The sequence below is a fragment of the Bacillus mesophilus genome (genome assembly GCF_011008845.1).
Taxonomy (GTDB): domain Bacteria; phylum Bacillota; class Bacilli; order Bacillales; family SA4; genus Bacillus_BS; species Bacillus_BS mesophilus.
On the sequence record NZ_JAAIWM010000005.1, the window covers coordinates 281,624 to 302,715 of the forward strand.

Below are 21,092 nucleotides of genomic sequence, written 5' to 3' on the forward strand. Positions count from 1 at the left end.
CTACATCACTTACATCCTAACTTGATATAAATATCATATAGTTGAATTCCAACAAAAGGTATTGAAAAAATACTGCGAATTATTCGGGAAATACATAAAAAAATCTAAGGAAATAATGGCAATGTATGCAAATTTTATAAATATGTTGGAATAATGTGTTTTTCTCCGAAAAAAAGCTCCAAACCACCTAAAATGGCAATAAAAACTTTATATTTTTCCTGAAAATTTTTAGGTATGATGTATCTAACAAAGATAAATTAGAATGTTCTAAGGGGTGGGTTTTATGTTAGATATTAATGTTATACGAGAAAATAAAGAAGTATTGAAAACCATTGCTTCCCACAAGGGAATTAATGTTCCAATAGATCAATTAATAGAAGTAGATGTAAAAAGAAGACGGCTAATCCAGGAAATAGAAACAATAAGAGCTAAAAAAAATACATACATTAAAGAAATCAAAACGTATATAACTAGCAACAATCAAAACTTAATAAACGAAGCAAAAGAAAACGTTAGAAAAATTAATATGGACATAACGGAACGAGAATTAAAATTAAAAGATATTAAAGATTCTTTTGATAAACTAATGCTCCTAGTCCCAAACTTTTTATCCCCAGATACACCAATTGGTACTTCAGATGAGGATAATAGAATTCTAAAAATTTATGGTGAAGTTCCCCATTTTTCTTATGAGATGAAAAGCCATGTGGACCTCGGAACAGAACTGGGAATTTTTGATTTTGAAAGAGGAGTAAAAGTGGCTGGTAGTAGAAGCTACTTTTTAAAAAATACTGGATTCATGTTGAACCGAGCAGTACAACAATTAACGATTGATCTGTTATTAAATAAAGGGTTTGACCTTATGGAGGTACCATTAATTGTGAATAAAGACATGTTTACAAATACTGGATTCTTCCCAGTTGGTGAAGATCAATCATTTCATATTAATGATTCTAATAAATATTTAGTTGGTACTTCAGAAGTCCCTCTTATCTCCTATTATTCTAATGAAATAATTGAACAACCACTGCCAATTAAACTTGCTAGTTCATCAAGTTGCTTTAGAAGTGAAGTTGGGTCTGCGGGACGAGACGTAAAAGGATTATATAGGGTTCATCAGTTCTCTAAAGTAGAACAAGTTGTCTTATGTGAAAATAATGTAGATGTTTCGAATAAAATACTAGTGGAAATAACAGAAACAGCGGAGGAAGTACTACAATTACTGGAGTTACCTTATCGTATCGTTCAAGTCTGTTCAAAAGAAATGGGACAAGGAGTGTACAAAAAATTCGACATTGAGACTTGGATGCCTAGTAGAAATAGTTATGGTGAAACGCATTCTGCTTCAAATTTATTGGATTTCCAAAGCAGAAGGTCGAACATCCGATATAAAGATAACCAAGGTGTGTTGAAGTACTTCCACACATTAAATTGTACTGCAATTGCAAGCCCAAGAATATTAATTCCACTATTGGAAGTTCATCAACAAGAAGATGGTTCTGTATACATACCAAAAGCGTTAAGGAAATACCTTCATAACACTGATTATTTAAGGCAAAAAGAAAATAGTACACATTGTTAGTAACCTAATCAAATGACTGAATCATTATAACTCGTGGAAATATCTTGTAATCTTGTATTTCCACGATTCTATGGTCGTGATATTATTTCTTCATTATAGCTTTTTATAGCCCTTTCGTAATAATTACAAGCTAATTTATATTTCCGGTCGTTATAATAGTACTCTCCTAATCTTCGGTAAGCTTTACTTAATTCTTGAAAATTTTGTTTTGAAATATAATAAGGAACGGCTGTCTTTTCTAAATGGATTATATACTCCTGTATATTATTTTTTCTTTCAAGATTTACTTCATACCATAGAGTGACAAAATCTATTTCAACGCCTGAAAAATCTTTTATTCTCATATTTCTTAATGCGCGTTCTAAGTAACGATTACATTCATCCAGCTTTCCATTTCGATATAAATGCTTCACAATATATAATAGAGTTGTAAAGTAAGATTGACTTTTCGAATCCTTCAATTCTAAACTTAAAGTATAATACTCCATGGCTTTATTGTGATTTTCCCTCATAGAGTAACAATAACCAAGATTATGATAAGCTATGGCTCTGTTTACTTGATCATTAGTATCCATTGATATCCTCACAATGGTTAAGAATTCTTTTTCAGCTTCTTCGTAGTTCATATTTCTAGTATAATTTAATCCAATAATAGATTTACAATCTATTATCTTATTAAAGTTCATATTTTCTATAAATATTGGAAGTGCTTTTTGACAATAGTGTATAGCTACATTGCTAATTTTCAAATGACTATATGTTAGACCAATATGATATAACAAGTTGCAGTCATTACGATTGTTGTTCATCATAATGCTTTCTGCTTCCTTTAAAAGGAACAACCCCTCATTATATAAATTTTGGCGACATTTTAATAAACCTTTAAAGTGATAATAATGCTGCTTTAAAAGTGGTGTTAACATATCTTTCATGGACTCAATATCATCAACTGCCTTTTGGGCTTTATTTAATTCGTTAAATATTAGATGATACCTTAGTTTCACTAATAAGTACTTCTGAAAAAGAGTAGGGTTATTCATAATTAACTCTAACTGCTGATTAATATCATTAAATATTTTTCTAACTTCTTCATTCTTTTTACCTTCAATTAGTACATATATTTTAGTTATTAACTCCTCAACAGTATGCATATTATCTAATAATTTCGCATACTCTACCGTATTTAAATCTAATCGCTCTAGCAAAAATTTCACTGTTTCTTGATTAGGAGTAATTTTGCCATTCTCTATCTTACTAAGATATGTAATAGAACAAATACCTTGTGACAAACTTTCCTGTGTTATGCCCTTCTTCGTTCTATAAAACTTAATGAAAGAACCAGCGTTTTCAATCATTTCTTTGTTCATAAATAGTTTCACTCCCTTACGCCAAATTCCTAATGGAACTTACATATTTATATTAGCATAATGTTTTAATAATTCAAAAAGAACAGGGGAATATTGTTCTAGGTTTTATGAAACAAAAAAACTCAAGTTTCTCTTAGAAACTTGAGTTTTTGTATTTTCCTAATTAATCAATCGTAATCAGGGTGTTCTTCATTAATGTTGGAACCATTATTATCGATAGAGGCAGAGACCATTGTCGAATTGTTATTATATAAGAATGATAAAACTAAAATAGTTGAAGCTGCAATAATAAATAATTTAAAACTTTTTTTCATTTGCTATATCTCCCTTTAATATAAAATAATCTTTTATTTTTTTTTAGAAGGCCTTTCAATTTTGGCTAATGTACTTAAGACCTCTCTAACTCTTGAAAATGAAATTGCTTTTACTGTAGCAGTCTCTTTAATAAAACCTATTGTCTGTTCTTGTAACGCATTGTCTAATTCATCATTAAAATTTGATTGATAATATAAATTACCATTAACATAAATTGTTGAGTAATTAATAATATGAATTTGATCCGTCTCACTAGTGATAGTTATTCTATTCATATTTTCGTTTGAATTCATATCATGAGATATTTGTATCTCAATGTTATTAATAGACCCCTGGATAAATACTTCTGTATTAAAAGCTTCGCAATAAGATAATTTTCTTCTAGTAACTGTAAATTCTTGAAGTGAGAATAAATAATCTAACACATCTAAGCTGTGTAACACTTCATACCACAATAGGAAATTCTCACAATCATACCACCATTTTTTTCTTTTCTTATTTGTAAGCCTTTCAAACTGCACATCCATTATATTAAGATTATTGATTTTTATATATTCTTTTACTCTGTTAAAACAAGTAAAGAACCTTAATATATGACCTGAAAATAACTCTGTTTGCGAACTAATAGACTGCTCCAAACATAATAACGAGTCCATGGAGCAGACTGCAGGCTTTTCTACCAATACTTTCTTGCCACTTAATATAGTTTTTCGAATATAGAATTCATTAAATATAAACGGCGAAGCTATAATGACGGAAGTACATTCATCTAACTTTTTAACGAATTCGATTTCAGAGGTTACATAAATATATGAAACGTCATTCCTTCTAAGTATTTCTTGGTATTTTTTACCCATTTCCCCATTTCCTATCACAAGAACATTGTCAGTCATTTTCATCCTCTAATAATAGTTTTTTTAGACATTCAAAGTGAGTTTTTACCTCATCCAAATTGATCCACTCATTTGGTTGATGTGCTTGTTTTAGACTTCCAGGGCCAAAAATAAACACTGGTGTATTTAATTTGGCTGCATAATGCCCTGCATCTGAACCCCCAAAGAATAAATTAGATTTCATTTCCTCATTTGAAACCTTATAAAAGTCCTCTTTTAATCTATTAACTAATAACTCGGAGAAATCAGTTTTCAAATTATTATATTTCCAAGAATACATACTAGGAAGATAATTCTCTATTTCATAAGAAACGTTCGTTCTGTTTAAAAGTTCTTTCAAAATATTCAATATGAGCTCTTTATCTTCTTCCTGACTGACTCTTATATCAATAACTGCTTCACTTTTATAATTGACAGTCCCAGGATGATTACCGCCTTTTATAATACCAATATTGACATTAGGAAAGTACGGAAATACATCGTCATAAAACTTCAAAAGATCTGTTTTATCTTTAAGTTCCCTTAATACTTTAACTAAGACTTCATTAGCACTGATACCTTCAAAGTAATGTCCTGCATGTGCTTGCTTCCCTTTAATTGAAATTCTTTTCCATGTATTACCTAAAGAATTCAGAACGATACTATTCTCTGTTGGCTCACATACAATGGCTAGATCGTAATGCTTAGCTAGCTTATTATGGTCAATTAAATATCTCATTCCATAACCACTGTTATTTTCCTCATCATCTACAAAATGGAACTCGAGATCCCACTTTGGCTTTATATTATTTTCTCCAATGTAGAATAATAAGGTTAGCATTGATGCAACGCCACCCTTCATATCTGAGGAACCTACTCCAAAAAGTTTTTCACCGATTTCTTTTGCTTCTAATGGATTATATATCCAATCATCTAAAGACCCATATGGCTTCGTATCAACATGTCCATTAATAACTATTCTTTTCCTGTTTATTCCATCTATCTTTACAATTATATTACTCTTCTTACTATTCGGCCTAATAATTTCGTAAGAGAAATTAAATCTTTCTGCACATTGGCGAATATATTGAATCATTTTCTCACTATCGCCACCTGGATTTTGAGAATCTATTTGTACTATTTCTTTTAAGATTTGCTTATACATTAAAATTTCCCTTCAAATAATCGTTAAGTTCTATACTCATTGGACATCTTATTAGTCCCTTACAAGTACTTTCACAGTAGTTTGAACACTCCTGTTTTAGGCTATTCAACCTATCTGGATACTCTAGCATGGTTAACATAACTGCTTTAGGTGTAACTAATTCATTCCCTGTAGCTTGATAGGGGGGGCAATCACTTAAACATAATCCGCATTTTGAGCAGTTTAAATATATCATTCAATCAACCTCTTTAGATCATTCAAAATATCAACCTGCTTTTTATATCTTTGATCCAAGTAAATATATTCATTAGTATTTTGATTAATTTTCCTTATTGAGCTGGAGACTCTTTTCAACAACTCCATTTTTTGTTCTTGAATTGTATCAAAAACTAATAAAGTTTTTTCATTATTCAAATATAGCCAGGAATTAAAATGAATATCTTCGAACTGTAACTCTCTATCTAGCGAAATAATATAGAATGTTGAATACTCACCAAAATTAGTTCCTGACCAAACATTGTATTCTTCAAAATTAGATGGTATTTCAACTTTACATGATAGTAAAAGAAGTAATTCCCCAACAGAAGTATAATAATAATCAACTAAAAAATTTCTAAAACTAGGGTGATTCGTCCATTTATGTACTTCGTCTTTTGCACAGCAAGTTTTTATAAAATAATATTTATTTCTCAATTCCTCTTTAAATACAGTTTTTAAAGTTACGGTTTTTGCATCTTTTAAAGCTAGATAAAGAGGAACTACGTTATAACCTTCCACATTTTTTAACGTTTTTCTTCCAACTATGAACTCTGATTCTAACTCTACAGCCCTAGTCAGAAGATCTAGATTATATATGGAATCCAAGAAGCTCGGTATTCCTAATTTATATAAGTCGTTTAACGATAATTGAGAATTAACAACAGGAAAGTACGGAATGCTTATAGTTTCCTCTTCTAATTTATCAAATAATTCTCTCGGTGAAAGTTGTGCTGGGATATCTAGAACGCCATCCTCCACTGAAGGCTTATATTTAACAGAATTATATTCCATTTTTTCTATAGGATAGCAGTATTTAAGTGAATACTCTCTAACTAATCCTTTATATTGTTCGACCGATTCATTATCACTTAATAGTTTTCCAACGTTGATAATATTCTCTTGATCAAACGTTTGTTTAATTTCTTGGTAAAGCTTATTAAGCCTTGGATCTGTAAGGATATACTGAATATTTTTCTTCTCTATACCTATCCCGTGTTCACCTGTTACTGCTCCACCTAGTCTTACTGCTTTTGTAATAATTAGATGTAAAAATAGCTTTAGCTTTTCATATTCTTCCTCATCAGTTGGGTCATAAAATATAGTTGGATGTATGTTTCCATCTCCAGCATGATAAGTATTTAGGATTGGAAAATTAAACACTTCAGATAGACGGAAGAAATACTCTATTATTTCTTCTAACTTACTTCTCGGTACTACTGTATCGAACAAGAAATAAACTTTTTTATTACTTCGTTTAATTACACCTTGTACATTTTCTTGAACAACGGCTAGCCTCATATCATGCAATGTTCCATAACTGATAATTTGACAATCAAATTGATCCATCGCTTCTTTAAGCGTAGTCAACTTTCCTAACACAATCTCCTCATTATCATGTTCGATACTAATAATTAATTTCGCCCCAATTTGATTAGTAATTCCAGGTATAAATGGGTCTGTCGACATATCTATTGCAGTGGTTAACAAGCCTTCTTTTACAATGATATCAACTGCTTTTATCGCATGTTTGTAATCAAGAAATTGAATTATTAACTCACTTTTATACAAATTATCTTTTTGAGTTGAAACAGTTGCATTTAGTACTGTTCCTAACGTTCCTTCAGAACCAATGAATAAGTGCTTAACTGGATAATTTGGTAACACATAGCTCTGTTTACTTCCTAAGTTAATAGTCCCATGCTGTGGTGTATTGACATTAATTTCACGAATATAATTTGCTGTCACACCGTACATGTAACATCTTGCTCCACCTGCGTTCATGGCGATAGTACCACCTAATGTACAAACTCTTAGAGAAGCAGGATCAGGAGGGTATACCAACGATTTTTCCATTAGTTTTTGGTTTATTTCTGCTAGCTTTACACTAGGAGAAATTGTATAAAGATTATTATCTAGCTCGATTATTTCTTTGTTTAACTGGGCTATCGAGACTACCACATCATGATGTTGGGCCTGCACCCCACCACAATAATTAGTTCCTGCTCCTCTAATTAAATATTTCATATTATTCCTATTTAAATAATCGATAACACCAGACAATTCATTCATCGTTTTGGGTGAAATAACTATACTAGCATTACCTTTAGCTAAATATGCATCATAATCGTAAATAAATAGCTTTTCCTTTTCATCAATAAATTGCACATTATTTTCTTTTAAATAGTTTTTTAACATTGCAGACTCCTATTTTTATGGTTTCTATCCGCTGTTTTGTCGGTAAATACATCAAGTAAGAACTCCGTTAATAGACTTGTATAATCATAAAATTGTTCTTCGGAAACATACTCATTAATAGCGTGAGCCTGTTCTAAGCTTCCTGGTCCAAAAATCACAGTATTTACGCCTGATTCCATAAGATAGAAAGCATCTGAAGCACCATAAAAACCACCATATGTTTCTTTCTTCAACCTAGATTGATTTAATTGAAATAATGTATTTGTTAATTCATTTCCATCACTTTTACAAGGAGGATATCCACCTGTACTAAATGTCTCGATACCAACAGTTACAACACCTTTATATTTATCTTCAATATCTCTTAAACAACCAGTAACTATTTCATACATTGTGTTACGATCTTCATCTGGTTTGATACGAATATCAATTAACGCTTCACAATAATTTGGGACGGTACCAGGGTGAACTCCACCGTTGATAAAACCTATATTCATATCATGTAGCTCGTTATAAGGAAAATCTTGCCCGGTTGTCACACGAAATTCTCGATAAGAACGAACAGCTTTTCTAACGTTTCCTATAACTTCATTCATAACATCGATTGCATTCTTATACTTAAAAGCTAATCCTGCATGTCCGCCATCCGTATTCACTTTCCACTTTAACCAAAGATTACCTAACTCAGATTTACATATTTCGTTATTAGTCGGTTCAGCTACTATTGCTAAATCAGCATAGAAATCGTAATTATATACATCCGTTAAATATTTCATTCCATGATAACTTCCCATTTCCTCATCAGCAACAAATTGAAGTTCTAATTCTCCATTTTTTAGACCATTATAGCTCATTATTTCTTTAACCGTTATCAAGAAAGCAGCTAAACCTGCTTTCATATCACATGCTCCTCGGCCATAAACTTTTCCATCTATTACCTCAGCACTAAAAGGATCTGCTATCCACTCTCTTCTTTCTTCTTCACTTTGAAGAGCAGGCTTTGTATCCATATGTCCATTTAATATTATCTTTGGAATTCCATCCCCAAATCTAACGTTCGCAATGATATTAATCCGTTTATCATTACTTTTAATTATCCTTGGTTCAATCCCAAAACCCCTTAAAAACTTAATAATGTATGCTGCTACACTATCTTCATTCTCCTTGTTTACTTGACTTTTTAATTGAATAAGGTCTGTAAGTATGGAAAGTTGTTCCTTTTTATTCACGTAAATTGCCTTTCCTTCCTCACAGTCTTAACACCTATATTAGCTGCTTGTACTAGACTTTCCGCAACTGCAATATTGTGAATCGCTTCATCTATTGTAGGGTAAGCAACTGTATTATCCTGAACAATGGTTGTTACGAAACTTTCAATTTCAGCTACTAGTGCATCCTTAAGAAAGAATTCCTCATAAATCGTTTTATCATTGTAAACTTCCACATCTGGATTTAATCGTGTTTTTAATACACCTTTACTACCAAAAATATTTACTTCATATTCCATTCCATACGGATATTCTTCAGGGAGTAACCAGATCGTCTCAATATGAGCATGAACTCCACTTTTTGTCTGTAAATAAGCTGTATTAAAATAATATGATTCTCTTTCTGGCAATGCTTGAATAGCAGCAACATTCTCAATTTGGCTACCTGCAAAAAACTGAACTAAATCAATATCGTGCACCATTGAAGTAACAAATGTATTAATTCTTCCATAATGGCTTAACATTGACTTACTAAAGTTCCTTTTTAAACTTATTGCTCGAACCTCTCCTATCTTACCTTCGAGAATTCTCTCCTTAATAGCCAGATGCTTTTTTTCATGTCTTAATAGATGGCCAACGCCAATTTTTAAATTTCTACTATCTGCCAAGGCCTTTAATTCAAGGGCATCTTCATGTTTTGTTGTAATTGGTTTTTCCATAAATAAATGTTTATTGGACTCAAGTACCTTTTTTCCAATATCATAATGCGTACTCTCATCTGTGATGACATGGATTACATTGGTTTCTTCGTTTGTTAATAGTTCCTCCAAGCTCTGAAAAAAACGTACTTCTGGGTACTCACCCATTACTTTTTCTTTAACTATAGTATTCTTGTCAAAAACACCTATTACATTTACATCTCGTAACTTACTCAATATTTCTAAATGTGCTACACCAAAATTCCCTAAACCTACTATTCCGACATTGTAATTCATACTAAAACCCCTTTGGAAATACCCCTTAGTCGATAATATTCATTTAACATTTCGTCAAGTAATACTATTGCCCATGAATAGCAATTGATTGCATTTTCTCTTTCACATTGAAAATTAAATTCCGAGTATTTTAATTCAGTGAATTTTGTTACAAGGTCAAAAACTTCAGATGGATAGTTTTGCTGATAAAAAGGAATTAATTTATTCCTCCAATCATGAATAATATTTAAATCGTCTCCCTCAGCTAATGCTTTGGGTTCTAACTTTAAACTTACACTATCCCGAATAGCCTCTTCAGCGTAGTGTAGCGCTTCTCTAAAAATAATTAATGGACTTTCTTCTAATGAATAAATGTGTGGTAATTTTTCCAGTTGATATTTATATAACAATAAAGCGTACTCTCTCTCATCCCACCAACTATCATTTTTTTCTACTACATTTAAGAGACTTTTTAGTATTTTCTCATCTCCATATATAACCTCATAGCTATAATTCCAACCGTTCCCAATATTTTGAGTCAAGTTTAATCGATTTTTTTTAGCACTTCCGTCAAACATATTGGTAGTTAGACTAATACGTTGCTCCCTTACCTTAGATGTATCTCTTCTACTGTAAGCATAAGGATGTAAATCCACAAAAATTTCTACACCGTGATTCCACTTACCAATCAGTTCAGATACTATTTTTGCGTACAATAAATTTGCCTTATAAAAGTTCCCTTCCTTTGAAACTAAGTATATATTTACATTCGGCTCATCAGAAAAATGTTTTTTTCTTACATAACTACCAGTTATAAATGCAAGATTAATGTCATCACAAAGTTCTGTTCGGATCCTATCTTTTAATTCTTCTACAAATTCTTTAATTACTATATTTAGTTCCATTATTCTCCCTCCTTATACCCAATCCACTTTTTTTCGAAGAGTGGAGTCTTTGTATTGTTCCTCAAAATGATTGTCTGCCTTTGAAAAAATATGCGAATACATTTCTAGAATACTTGAATCTTTTTTAAGCGACGTATCTAACTCTTTAAAAACTATATGTAAGTTTTTTTCAATATCGGTGTTTGAAAAGCAAAATGGTAGCCTATGTAATAAACTTCTATATTGATTTGCATTAAAATAATCTAGTTTATCACCATAAAGTTCTTTTGTTTCTTTTCTTTCACCTATTAAATATTCATATCTATTAACTTTAAATGGTGTACCTAAAAGATATGTTTCGCTCTCCCAACTTTTTCGAGAGAGTGAGTAAATGACTACCTTATCAACCCCTTCTGCATTTGTTGTAAATGCTGGATGAAGACCATAATTTACTCTTTCGCGTAAATTATGATTATAAATGAAGCTTGATAATTTTAGATTCAATTCAGGATAGCTTTTATCATCAAAAATTATCACGTAAGCATCTCTATCGTTTGTAAATGTAACCTCTACTAATTCTGTATTCTCATACTTTACTAATTCGTTCTGTAAACTTGTTAAAATCTGCTCCTTATTCATTACTTTCACCCCTTACCAAAAATATGCTAGATTTCTATTTCCGCTATAACTACTCATGACTTCTTTCATAATAGGTTCTTTTAGATAAGCAGGAATACTATTGAATTTATTAATTCTAATATTATTAATTGTTTCTCTACATACTGGGCACATATTATAAGAAGTTAATCCTTTTATCCCTTTAACATGGCCATTTAAGTTTCCTTTTTCATAAATGTTTGTATAAAATGTATTTTTTTTATTTAGGTCTTTCTCTTCTAACTCATACGATCGAGCTGATAGTTGTCCACATCTATATAAATCTCCATTCGCTCTAACTTTCCCTACAAGACCAAGTTCTGTAACCGTACAACGTTTTACTAGAGGAAGATGGAAGGCTAATACTCTTTCTAAATACTCCCGTATTGCAACTGGACTATTTATTGGGTTAATATCCTCTTTTATGTTTAGATAATTTTCTAATACTCTATCTAAAACCATTTTCAACGTATCCCCATTGATAGCTTCCTTAGCATTTCTTTTAATAGAAATAAAAGGTCTTGGAGTAATAATTGTTTGGAAATCTTTTGCTAGTTGGATAGTGAATTTATAATCTGCTTTATTATTCCACGAGATTAAGTTACCTACTAAGATTGCTGTATCAATACCTAATATTTCTTTTAATTTAATCATTTTTTTAATGTTTTTAAATACAGTATCGTTCTTATCCTCTGGTTCACCAGGTGCTATAAAGTTATAATAAGAAACACGAATTCCCTTCGTCGACAGTAACAAGCGTTTAATATCGTCTTCATTATCTAGTGCAAAAGCATTTGTAATTAAGAAAGTGTCAATTCCATTCTCTTGAAATTTTTCAGTTACATCAGGTAGACGTTTACCGTTGTAATTATAAATACTTGGCTCTCCTCCACCGGCTAATGTAATTGCACGGTAACCTGCTTGTTTTAACTCATCAATAAATAGTTCTAATTTATCATATGGTAATTGTTTATCCATTTGACTAAATTGAAAAGTACATCCTGGACACTTAAAGTTACAAACATCAGTAATATCAATTTCCAATCTTTTAACACTTTCACCAGCATCCATCGATTGTTTAATAAATAATACTTTTTCAGGGCTAAAGGGTGTATAGCTAATTGCTTTTGACATTTCATCAATAAATGGGTGATCTTGAATCGAAAATGATTTTAGATCATACAAGAAATTCAAATACTCTTTATAAATGCTAGGGTCTAACTTATTCATTCCTTCTTCATACCATTTCTTAGCATCCACTACTTCTTTTATTACTACACTCATTAGACAACATCCTCATCATTTGATTTAGATTAATTGTAATATTTATGTAATTTTTAGTGTATTGTTAAAAAATTGTGATATTTGTTATAAATTTCATAAGTAATTGACAAAAATTGTTGAAAACTAGGTCTTTTTTTATAAAAAACTGTTTATTTTCTAATTAAATTGAAAATACAGAGCTAACTCATTTATGTCTAGGAACTATATTTGCATTGTTTTTTTTTGAAAATCATCTATATTTAAAGAAAAATCTAGTAGAAAAGAATCTACTTTATACAAAAATCACCAAATTACTAGATAGAAAGGTGAGGAAACAAAATTTATGTATAGTTAGAAGGAATTACAATCATTGAGAACTTACGAGGTTAAAACAAAAAACTCAGGAGGTATGTTGTTTATGTTAAAAATCAATAATAAGCTTTCACTCGAACCTTTTAGTACTTCAGACGAAGCATTACTTAATACGTTATATAATAATCAAGAAGTTACAAAGTATGGTACACTAAAATATTCCTATCCAGTATCCGATAGCACAATAAAGTACTTATTAAAAACGTTTACTGAGAGTAGATCAGATAAGTTTTATACAATAAAACACGAAGACGAAAAAGTTGGAATGGCACAGATATTACAAGTTGATAATGTAAACAGAAAATGTAAGGTTGGCATTTTATTAACTCCCGATTCATTTGGTTTAGGTTATGGTTCACTTGTCCTAGAGGAGCTTATAAATATCTGTTTTAATCATATGAATTTACATAAAATTGAATTGGAAATTGCAGAAAATAATGTACACAGTATTAGATTAGCGGAGAAGCACCATTTCCAAAAAGAAGGTACACTAAAAGAGTCATTCTATACACACGGAAAATACAAGGATATTTTGTTATATGGTCTTATTAAAGGGGAACAAACTAAAATTTAACTTTGTTTCTAGCATTAGAACGTTCAATATCCTTCACCACTTTAGAAAGGGGTCCGTGATACCACCTATCTCTATACTCAAATTATATATTTTTCAAATTATCGACTGTTCTAAATTATAAAAAGCAAAGGGTCCTTTTAAATAACCTAAAAGATTGGCTTAGAATAATGAAATTAATTCAACTTATAACTTTAAAATAAAAAAACCTTATTTGCTTATATATAAGGTTCACCGTGGTTATTTAAGAGGCAAAAATGGACAGGGATATCATTTCCTGTCCATTTTTTACTTTTAATCCTATGTACTGTAAAGGAATAATTGGAATCGTTCTCTTTTATCGTTTACATTAGGGTGTATTTACACTCTAAGTAACTTGAAAAGGATCTAAGATAGAAGGTATAGTGGTGTTTATCTGACTTCAACGAGATAGGAAGAAATAAACTACCCTTCTACAATAAACTCAAATTATTCTACTACTAACAACCTCCTCATGATATGGAGAATACTGCAATTCTTTTATTGTAGTAAGTCCGCTATCTTCCCTTAAAAACTCAAATTGTTTAAATTCGTTACCAAAAAAACTAAACTTCCTTCTAAAAAGACCTGCAACATCAGGATTAGCTGTTGTGAATATAATTTGTGTTCCTCGTAGTGCTAATTCCCGAATTATGTCTAATAAATTTAACAAGTGTAGATCATCCATATTTGCAACTGGTTCATCCAATAACAGAAATCTCGGAGCACTTGGTGCTGCTAAGAAATGAGTAAACATAACTGAGAGTGCTAAAGAAACCCTCTGGCCGGTACTCATTTGATGTGCTTTCGCAGAATTCCCATTACCCCTTAATGCGATAATACCACTACTATCAAATTCTAGCGATGTAAATTCTTTTGGAGAATGAATAGATTTAAATATATACTCTATCTTACTGAGATTCTCTTGAATGAACTTATGAACAAATTCTTCGTGCTTTGGCAAACTTCTCAATACCCCAATTGTACTTTCACACTTAAGAATGTTTTCCTTAATTTTTACCCGATCTTTTTTTAGTTCTTGAATGGACTTTAATTCGTTTTCAATTTCGTTTGAATTATTTAAATTATGAATAGCTTTATTAATGTTATCTTGAAGAATTTCTAAGTCATATAGCCAATTGTTTATTTCATTAGAGTCATCTAAATTAAAGTAATTATTTATCTGATTCAAAGAGCTAATAGCACTACTTATGTTATCTATTTTTATTAGAATAAGCTTTTTATTCTCTAGGTTATGTTCTATTTCTTTCTTTATATTTAAGATTGATAATTCAGTACTTTGTATGTTCTTAGATAAATCACTTAACGATGAGTTATTTAGGTCTAAAAGATTTTGATACTCATTTTCTAAACTCACTAAATAATCTTCAAAACTAGTTATCTCAGATTGGTGCTGGAATTTCCCATAAAATTTGTCTCTTTTAAGGAACAATCTACTATTAGCTATATTCTCTTTAGTATATCCCTTACTTTCCAAATCTTTCAAACTGAATTCCAATTTATTCTTTTTTTCAATTAAATCATCTTTATTTTTGATTAATCTATTAATCATAATGAATATATTCTTAATGTCTGGTATATCAGGTTCATTTTGATTAACCATAAATACATTAATGTAGCAATCAATAATGTTGTTTCTTACCTTATTTTTATATAATGCATCATCCATTTCATCTTTAAAAGTTATTAGGGTATTTGTTAATAAGCTTCTTTCCTTTTCTAATTTAGAGATTACAGATTCCTCGTCAGTGAATTGCGTAACATTTATTTGATCAATTAGTGAATTATGATTCTTGTGCTTTACACCACAAAGAGGACAATTATCTGCTGTGTTTACATTTTCAAGGTACTCTAATCCTAAGTTTTTAATCTTTATCTGTAATTCTGCGACTTTCCCTACATATTTTTTGTAAGCATTTATCTTATCTTCAATTTCATTTAATTTAGTTTCAGTTTGATTTATATTTTCATATAAAGTTTCTATATTATTAGGAATTGCATATGATGATATATCACTTATTTTATTAATTTCTGGCCAATTAGCATTAATTTTATCTATTGAATCTATTTCTTTCTCAATAGTAGATAGTTCAAATATAACTGAATCTCTCTTTAATATATTTTCTTGATATTTTAAAATTTCACTGTAACTAGACCAGTTGTCCATACTTATTCCGATTTCATCCAATAGTCTACTATAGTTTGAATTTTCATTGTTTAATAGTATTATGCTATTTCCCAACTTTTTCAAGTTGCTTTCGTATTTTTCTTTCTCTTGATTTAAAGAATTAATTGTCTCTTGAATCTCTTCTTTTCCTTTGGTAAATTCATTTAATTCTTCTCTTAATTTTTCACTATTAAGATTAACATAGGATTTATTTATTTCTTTAAGAGTTTCAATTGGAGTTTCTAAATATCCGAGAATCTCACTTAGTTTTTTAAAGTCTTCCTCTGTTAAAGGTTCTTGAATGTTAATTATATTTATGTTAAAAAACACTTTCTTTAGATAGATTTGGAAATGGCTTTGATTAATTGAAACTAAGTTTTTTAATTTATTAATTCTAATTGATTTTTCTTCTAATTTATCCTCAATTCCTATATCTTGTCTGATTAAGTGCTTATGCCTTTCTTCAAAACCCTCTTTATATCGTAGCCAATTCTTTTGCATTTTAATGATATGATCACCAAAGATTAACTGCGAAAACCTATTAAGATATTGATTTTCCATTTCTTCATCTATCTCTTCCAATGCAAACCTTAAGGGTTTGTCTGTATCAAAATAATTAAACAACGAGAAATTTCGGTTTAAAGTTGTTCTTCCTCTTCCTACAGGAGTCCCGTACCATTTATTTTCGAATTTTTTACTTTCAGAAGCTAGTCTCTTTGAATTAAACTCCTTTATCCCTTTATCTGTATAACAATAAACTACTACTTCATCTGAATTATCTTCTTTAAAAATTTTAGACCGACTATTCTCGCCAGTAATTGCAAGCTCTATAGTTTCTAATAAAGATGTTTTGCCGGTACCATTAGCACCATGAAGTAGATTTACTAATCCCGTTTCTATAGTTTTATTACTAGTAAAACAAGGTCTGCTAAGTTGTCCAATATCTACTTCGACTATCTTCTCAATTAAAGGTGTATCTTCATCAATTTGACTAATAGGTATTTCACTTAAACCTTTATCATTAAAATCATTTGTTTCTAAAAATAAATCTATATTCTTTTCCTGATAGTTTTGGGTAAGACATCCGGATAGGAAATGTTTGTTTAGTTCTTTAATCCAGACACTTTCAGGACTTATATCTTTCTGAATATTGACTATATCACTCTTTGGATCTATATATATTTTACCTTCGAGGAAATCCTTAAAATCCTCTTCGCTATATACAAACTTTCTAGCAAAATTGGTATCTTTTTCAATTTCCCTTAAAGGGATATTTTTAATTAAACTTTCATTTTTAATTAGGAGAATTAAATAAATATTCCACCTTATATCATTTTTATAACTAAAATATACATCAGATATTAACTTCCTTTGGAAATCCTTAAATTTATCTAAATTATTTTTCTCAAATAGTGTTTCTGTTGCACTCTCTGTTAATTCAATCAGAAAATATTCAGAGATACTCTGAAATTCTATTTCTACATTCCTTCTAAACTGTATGAACTTAATAAAATCATTTTCATAGTTAATAAATTCATCTTTCAAAATAGAATATCCATATCTTTCAATTAAGGCATTTATATCCAAAACATCGCCTCCCTTATTTAATTTTTGTTATATCTTCAAATTTCTTAGTATATGACGGATTGTTAATACCAGTTTCATTTAGGTGTTCATCAAAATATATATATCCCTGCTCACCTAAAGGCTCATAATAAACGACTATCTGATCTCTAAATTTTTTGCTTAATTTGTCTGATAAACTAGAAACAATTTGTTTAATCTTACTCTTTTTAGTTTCTTTTGTTATTACAACTAAACACTCTGGATATTTTATATCATCTTCAGTATTCTTAATTGGTTTCAGATTATAAATCAGTTTCCCGTAATCAGGAAAATCCTCATCAACAGTAAAAGTATGATTCTCCTTTAAGTAAGAAAGGGAATTTGGGATGTTTCCACTTTTTAAATTTCTCACTAGTTTTAAAAACATATGCAACTTTTCATATCTTTCATCATCTGATTCTTCATCAGAACCTACTATCATTCTAGAAACTAATTCTTCATCACTAGTTTTTATTTCACCTTCTTCAAAATGACCAAAACATAAACCAAAAAAGAAATCACTCTTATCAGGGCTACTTCTTAAAAAGTTAATTGGAAATGAATATTCATCTTCTAAATTCTTTAATTCTTCTATTAAGTCATCATTTCTAAAAGGTCCCTTATAATCTTCCCACAAGTTAGTATATTCCAAGCCTTTTATTAAAATAGGTTCATATCCGTGTGTTGCAGGACCTCTTGCTGTGCCTGTATCACTCTTATTAATTGAATAATACTTTATATTCTCTTTTCTATCCGAATACCAATATTCGTTAATTCCGTCATAGGCAAAATATAAACCTTTTTTAAGGTTTTCAAGCCTTAATTTCCTAAAATCCCCTTCTAAATTTTTATTATGTTTCTTATAAAAAGCTGTCCAAGGTTTTGCGAATAATATTGGAGAATTTTTTATTTTAGTATCACTAGCCCAATTTAGAGTAATAATTCTATTTTCATTTCTTCTGTCATCTAAAATCTCTCTTCTAAATGATGTAAAGTAATTATTCCTTGGATTTCCATTTAATTGAGGATGAAATATTGTTAGATTACCAGATACTTTATCAAGAATATGTTCTGCTTTTATATGCATAACATCAGCACATATAATTGATAAAAATTTATTAGAAGAGTTCTCATCGTCAAAAACAAAAATCTTTTTACCAATACAAAGATGACTTGCCTCTAAATCCTTCCACTTATCAAACATATTACCGGTTTTAATTTGAGGCAAAATATAAAGAGTCTCATTCTTAATAAAAAGATATAATAGTGGACTTACAAAGTCCTTTTCCTCACTTAGCTCTAAAACAGAATCCCATATTACTTTAATCTTTTCATTGCTTTCCCATTTACTAAGGTAATTTTTAAAAACATCAATATTCTCTCCTTGTGTTCCCAAACAAAAAAGTGACCCATTTCTTGGCCAAAATCCTTTTTCTATTATTATTCTATTTATAACTTCATATGGAAAAGAATATTCGGGAGTAAGGACAAGATCGGGATTCTTTTCTTTTACTACTTCCAAAAATCCAATTGCCTTATTAATAAACTCTTCACTTGTCAATTTAACACCATAATAGATATCCACTTCTAGCTCGCCTTGACATTGCCACTGTAATATATTCACTGAACTTGATGATCCTTTGGTGATATTTAAATTTAAGTCTCCTACTAAACTCGAAACACTAATAAATTCAACCATTAAATTTTGCACTCCATAATTTTTTTTATATACACTTACATTCTACCAAAAATTACTAAAGTATATATTAGTAATAGTAATTTTTACCCTTTAACACTCAGAAACTAATTTGTAAATATTTACAATATAAAGCTTTTACATAATACTAGAGTAAAAGAACTTTCTGAGGTGAAGAAAAATGCGAGAAGCTCTTCATGTAATTGATAATGAGGTATATAGATTACCTTATTTAGCTGGTAAGGACGAAGTAGAAAATTATAAAAAGCTAGCTAAGAAAGAAATATATAAATGCCCTTATTGTGAGGCAAAACTAATAGTTAAAAACGGTGATCAAAGGGGATTATATTTCTCCCACCAACATTCAGAAGCTTGTATGGAGTCTAGAGTAATAGAGAAAGCTGAGAAAAGGTATTCAAAACAAACAGAAAGAGAAACCAAACGTCATAGTGTAATAGTTGATATTATTCATGATGAACTAAAGGTTAAGTCTAAGATTAATAAAGGTTTGTATGTGAATAATGGATATAGAGAAAAAAGTGATTGGAAGGAGTATCCTGATATCTATGTTAAAAGCTTAGAAAAGGAGTATGCCATTTCTGTCATTACAAATGTAAATGCTCTAGATGATACAAGTTTAGCTCAGAAGGTAAAGGCCAGGCATAACTATTTTATTGATAAGGGATTAGAACCTATATGGTTTGTTGAAAGAAATGAACAAGCTATAGAAAGAGAGAAAAATAGTATTATATTATGGCATGCTGAACTAACTATCTCGTCAAAAACACAAGAGGACATCGAATGGGAATCACTTATAGCTGCAGAAGTTAAAAATAATGGAATGTTCTTTAATCTTTTTAATTACCCCGGCTTCATTACCCATAGCAATATAGATGTTAACAGTTTGTATTATATTTTTGATAACGGCGGGAATGTAGTAGTAAAAGTCCAACGGGTTATTAAAGACAGAACTGATAAACCTTATAGAGCATTTTTAATAAATGAAGGGTACGAGATACCCTTTTCAGAAGCACTTGTTATAGAAGATGGATTTAAGTTAAGTAATAAAACTATTGAGAATGATAATAGAATTAATTTCTTAGAAATATTGCAAACCAAAAGAAAATTACATGAGGAATATTTAAGAAACGAAGAAGAAAAAGAGAAGCGTAAATTTGAGGAAGCCGAAAGAGAGCGTAAACAAAAGAAAGAACTTCAGGAAATAAGATTAAAAGAATTGATCAATCAAAGAAAGAAAGAAAAAGTATCAACCGTTTTATCGTACAATGATTTAAAGAGTCTTTTAAAAAAGAAAATTGGCTTAACACAAAAAGAGCAAATGGAGCTATGGACAAAATATATGTTAGGTAAAATTGGACCTAGTAATTCAAAAGTAGTTTGGGAAATTGTAACGACTAATAATTGTGAAAACTTCAATGATTTAAAAGCTGTGCTGGATAACATCTACTTTAAGTAGATCTTTCCTAACCTCTAATAATAAAAAGAATCGGAATTCACCGATTCTTTTTTCAGCTGATAATCTAAATATAATTGTTGTTGCTCCAAGTTCAATATGTACTGAAAACATATTTAGTAATTGATGCTGAGTTAGAATTAAATAAGAATAGTGCACATTCTTTAGCTAAATATATGTAATCTAAATTTGTAAGATTTCTGCACAGTTTGGCTAAACATAGTCGGCATGGTACTAGAAATACGTATAGATTTGTTCCTGTAAAAGATTTCTCTAATAACTCTGATATTGATTGGTCAGCTCCAGTTCAAGAATTGGATAAGCAGCTGTATGAAAAATATGGGCTATCAGTTGAAGAAATCAACCATATAGAGAGAAAAATTAAAGCAATGTAAGTTTCGAAGGTAAAAGCACGTCAATTTGACGT

At 30.1% G+C, this 21,092-nt stretch carries 15 protein-coding genes; 4 read left to right on the forward strand and 11 right to left on the reverse strand.

Annotated features, from left to right (window positions below; all coding sequences use genetic code 11):
• Positions 1-283 precede the first annotated feature (283 nt).
• On the forward strand, positions 284-1,582 hold the full coding sequence (serS, locus tag G4D63_RS15310; protein ID WP_163180542.1) for a serine--tRNA ligase: 1,299 nt from the start codon (positions 284-286) through the stop codon (positions 1,580-1,582).
• Between the two features lie 68 nt (positions 1,583-1,650).
• On the opposite strand, the gene G4D63_RS15315 is transcribed toward serS, so the two are convergent.
• From G4D63_RS15315 to G4D63_RS15355, 9 genes are all read right to left on the reverse strand, one after another.
• On the reverse strand, positions 1,651-2,949 hold the full coding sequence (locus G4D63_RS15315) for a helix-turn-helix transcriptional regulator (protein ID WP_163180543.1): 1,299 nt from the start codon (positions 2,947-2,949) through the stop codon (positions 1,651-1,653).
• 347 nt (positions 2,950-3,296) lie between these two features.
• A complete protein-coding gene (locus tag G4D63_RS15320; RefSeq protein WP_163180544.1) occupies positions 3,297-4,157 on the reverse strand; it encodes a hypothetical protein in 861 nt (286 codons plus the stop codon).
• Complete coding sequence (locus G4D63_RS15325) at positions 4,150-5,301, reverse strand: M20 family metallopeptidase (RefSeq protein ID WP_163180545.1); 1,152 nt, start codon at positions 5,299-5,301, stop codon at positions 4,150-4,152. The genes G4D63_RS15320 and G4D63_RS15325 overlap by 8 nt, the downstream gene beginning before the upstream one ends.
• Positions 5,302-5,532: 231 nt before the next feature.
• Positions 5,533-7,755, reverse strand: a complete 2,223-nt coding sequence (locus tag G4D63_RS15330) for an FAD-linked oxidase C-terminal domain-containing protein (protein WP_163180546.1) — start codon at positions 7,753-7,755, stop codon at positions 5,533-5,535.
• A complete protein-coding gene (locus G4D63_RS15335; RefSeq protein WP_163180547.1) occupies positions 7,749-8,984 on the reverse strand; it encodes an ArgE/DapE family deacylase in 1,236 nt (411 codons plus the stop codon). The genes G4D63_RS15330 and G4D63_RS15335 overlap by 7 nt, the downstream gene beginning before the upstream one ends.
• On the reverse strand, positions 8,981-9,958 hold the full coding sequence (locus tag G4D63_RS15340; RefSeq protein ID WP_163180548.1) for a Gfo/Idh/MocA family protein: 978 nt from the start codon (positions 9,956-9,958) through the stop codon (positions 8,981-8,983). The genes G4D63_RS15335 and G4D63_RS15340 overlap by 4 nt, the downstream gene beginning before the upstream one ends.
• Positions 9,955-10,842 carry a hypothetical protein gene (locus G4D63_RS15345; RefSeq protein ID WP_163180549.1) on the reverse strand — a complete coding sequence of 296 codons (888 nt, stop codon included), beginning with the start codon at positions 10,840-10,842 and terminating at the stop codon, positions 9,955-9,957. Before G4D63_RS15345 ends, G4D63_RS15340 begins: the two co-directional genes overlap by 4 nt.
• Before the next feature lie 12 nt (positions 10,843-10,854).
• On the reverse strand, positions 10,855-11,460 hold the full coding sequence (locus G4D63_RS15350; protein ID WP_163180550.1) for a hypothetical protein: 606 nt from the start codon (positions 11,458-11,460) through the stop codon (positions 10,855-10,857).
• A 12-nt stretch (positions 11,461-11,472) separates the two neighbouring features.
• Complete coding sequence (locus tag G4D63_RS15355) at positions 11,473-12,762, reverse strand: radical SAM protein (RefSeq protein WP_163180551.1); 1,290 nt, start codon at positions 12,760-12,762, stop codon at positions 11,473-11,475.
• 397 nt (positions 12,763-13,159) lie between these two features.
• Here G4D63_RS15355 and G4D63_RS15360 point away from each other — a divergent pair, with 397 nt between their 5' ends.
• The gene (locus tag G4D63_RS15360) at positions 13,160-13,687 is read left to right on the forward strand and encodes a GNAT family N-acetyltransferase (RefSeq protein ID WP_163180552.1); all 528 of its coding nucleotides are present in this window, start codon (positions 13,160-13,162) and stop codon (positions 13,685-13,687) included.
• 460 nt (positions 13,688-14,147) lie between these two features.
• On the opposite strand, the gene G4D63_RS15365 is transcribed toward G4D63_RS15360, so the two are convergent.
• A complete protein-coding gene (locus G4D63_RS15365; RefSeq protein WP_163180553.1) occupies positions 14,148-17,477 on the reverse strand; it encodes an AAA family ATPase in 3,330 nt (1,109 codons plus the stop codon).
• 13 nt (positions 17,478-17,490) lie between these two features.
• Complete coding sequence (locus G4D63_RS15370) at positions 17,491-19,194, reverse strand: hypothetical protein (protein WP_163180554.1); 1,704 nt, start codon at positions 19,192-19,194, stop codon at positions 17,491-17,493.
• A 178-nt stretch (positions 19,195-19,372) separates the two neighbouring features.
• Between G4D63_RS15370 and G4D63_RS15375 the strand changes: the two genes are divergently transcribed.
• Both G4D63_RS15375 and G4D63_RS15380 read left to right on the forward strand, forming a co-directional pair.
• The gene (locus G4D63_RS15375) at positions 19,373-20,668 is read left to right on the forward strand and encodes a competence protein CoiA family protein (protein WP_163180555.1); all 1,296 of its coding nucleotides are present in this window, start codon (positions 19,373-19,375) and stop codon (positions 20,666-20,668) included.
• Between the two features lie 206 nt (positions 20,669-20,874).
• On the forward strand, positions 20,875-21,060 hold the full coding sequence (locus G4D63_RS15380) for a type II restriction endonuclease (RefSeq protein WP_163180556.1): 186 nt from the start codon (positions 20,875-20,877) through the stop codon (positions 21,058-21,060).
• Positions 21,061-21,092: the final 32 nt, after the last annotated feature.

Bases quoted from the DNA above. Each gene is read 5' to 3' on its own strand.
- serS (WP_163180542.1), top strand. From the start codon at position 284: ATGTTAGATATTAATGTTATACGAGAAAATAAAGAAGTATTGAAAACC.
- G4D63_RS15315 (WP_163180543.1), bottom strand. From the start codon at position 2,949: ATGAACAAAGAAATGATTGAAAACGCTGGTTCTTTCATTAAGTTTTAT.
- G4D63_RS15320 (WP_163180544.1), bottom strand. From the start codon at position 4,157: ATGACTGACAATGTTCTTGTGATAGGAAATGGGGAAATGGGTAAAAAA.
- G4D63_RS15325 (WP_163180545.1), bottom strand. From the start codon at position 5,301: ATGTATAAGCAAATCTTAAAAGAAATAGTACAAATAGATTCTCAAAAT.
- G4D63_RS15330 (WP_163180546.1), bottom strand. From the start codon at position 7,755: ATGTTAAAAAACTATTTAAAAGAAAATAATGTGCAATTTATTGATGAA.
- G4D63_RS15340 (WP_163180548.1), bottom strand. From the start codon at position 9,958: ATGAATTACAATGTCGGAATAGTAGGTTTAGGGAATTTTGGTGTAGCA.
- G4D63_RS15345 (WP_163180549.1), bottom strand. From the start codon at position 10,842: ATGGAACTAAATATAGTAATTAAAGAATTTGTAGAAGAATTAAAAGAT.
- G4D63_RS15350 (WP_163180550.1), bottom strand. From the start codon at position 11,460: ATGAATAAGGAGCAGATTTTAACAAGTTTACAGAACGAATTAGTAAAG.
- G4D63_RS15355 (WP_163180551.1), bottom strand. From the start codon at position 12,762: ATGAGTGTAGTAATAAAAGAAGTAGTGGATGCTAAGAAATGGTATGAA.
- G4D63_RS15360 (WP_163180552.1), top strand. From the start codon at position 13,160: ATGTTAAAAATCAATAATAAGCTTTCACTCGAACCTTTTAGTACTTCA.
- G4D63_RS15370 (WP_163180554.1), bottom strand. From the start codon at position 19,194: ATGGTTGAATTTATTAGTGTTTCGAGTTTAGTAGGAGACTTAAATTTA.
- G4D63_RS15375 (WP_163180555.1), top strand. From the start codon at position 19,373: ATGCGAGAAGCTCTTCATGTAATTGATAATGAGGTATATAGATTACCT.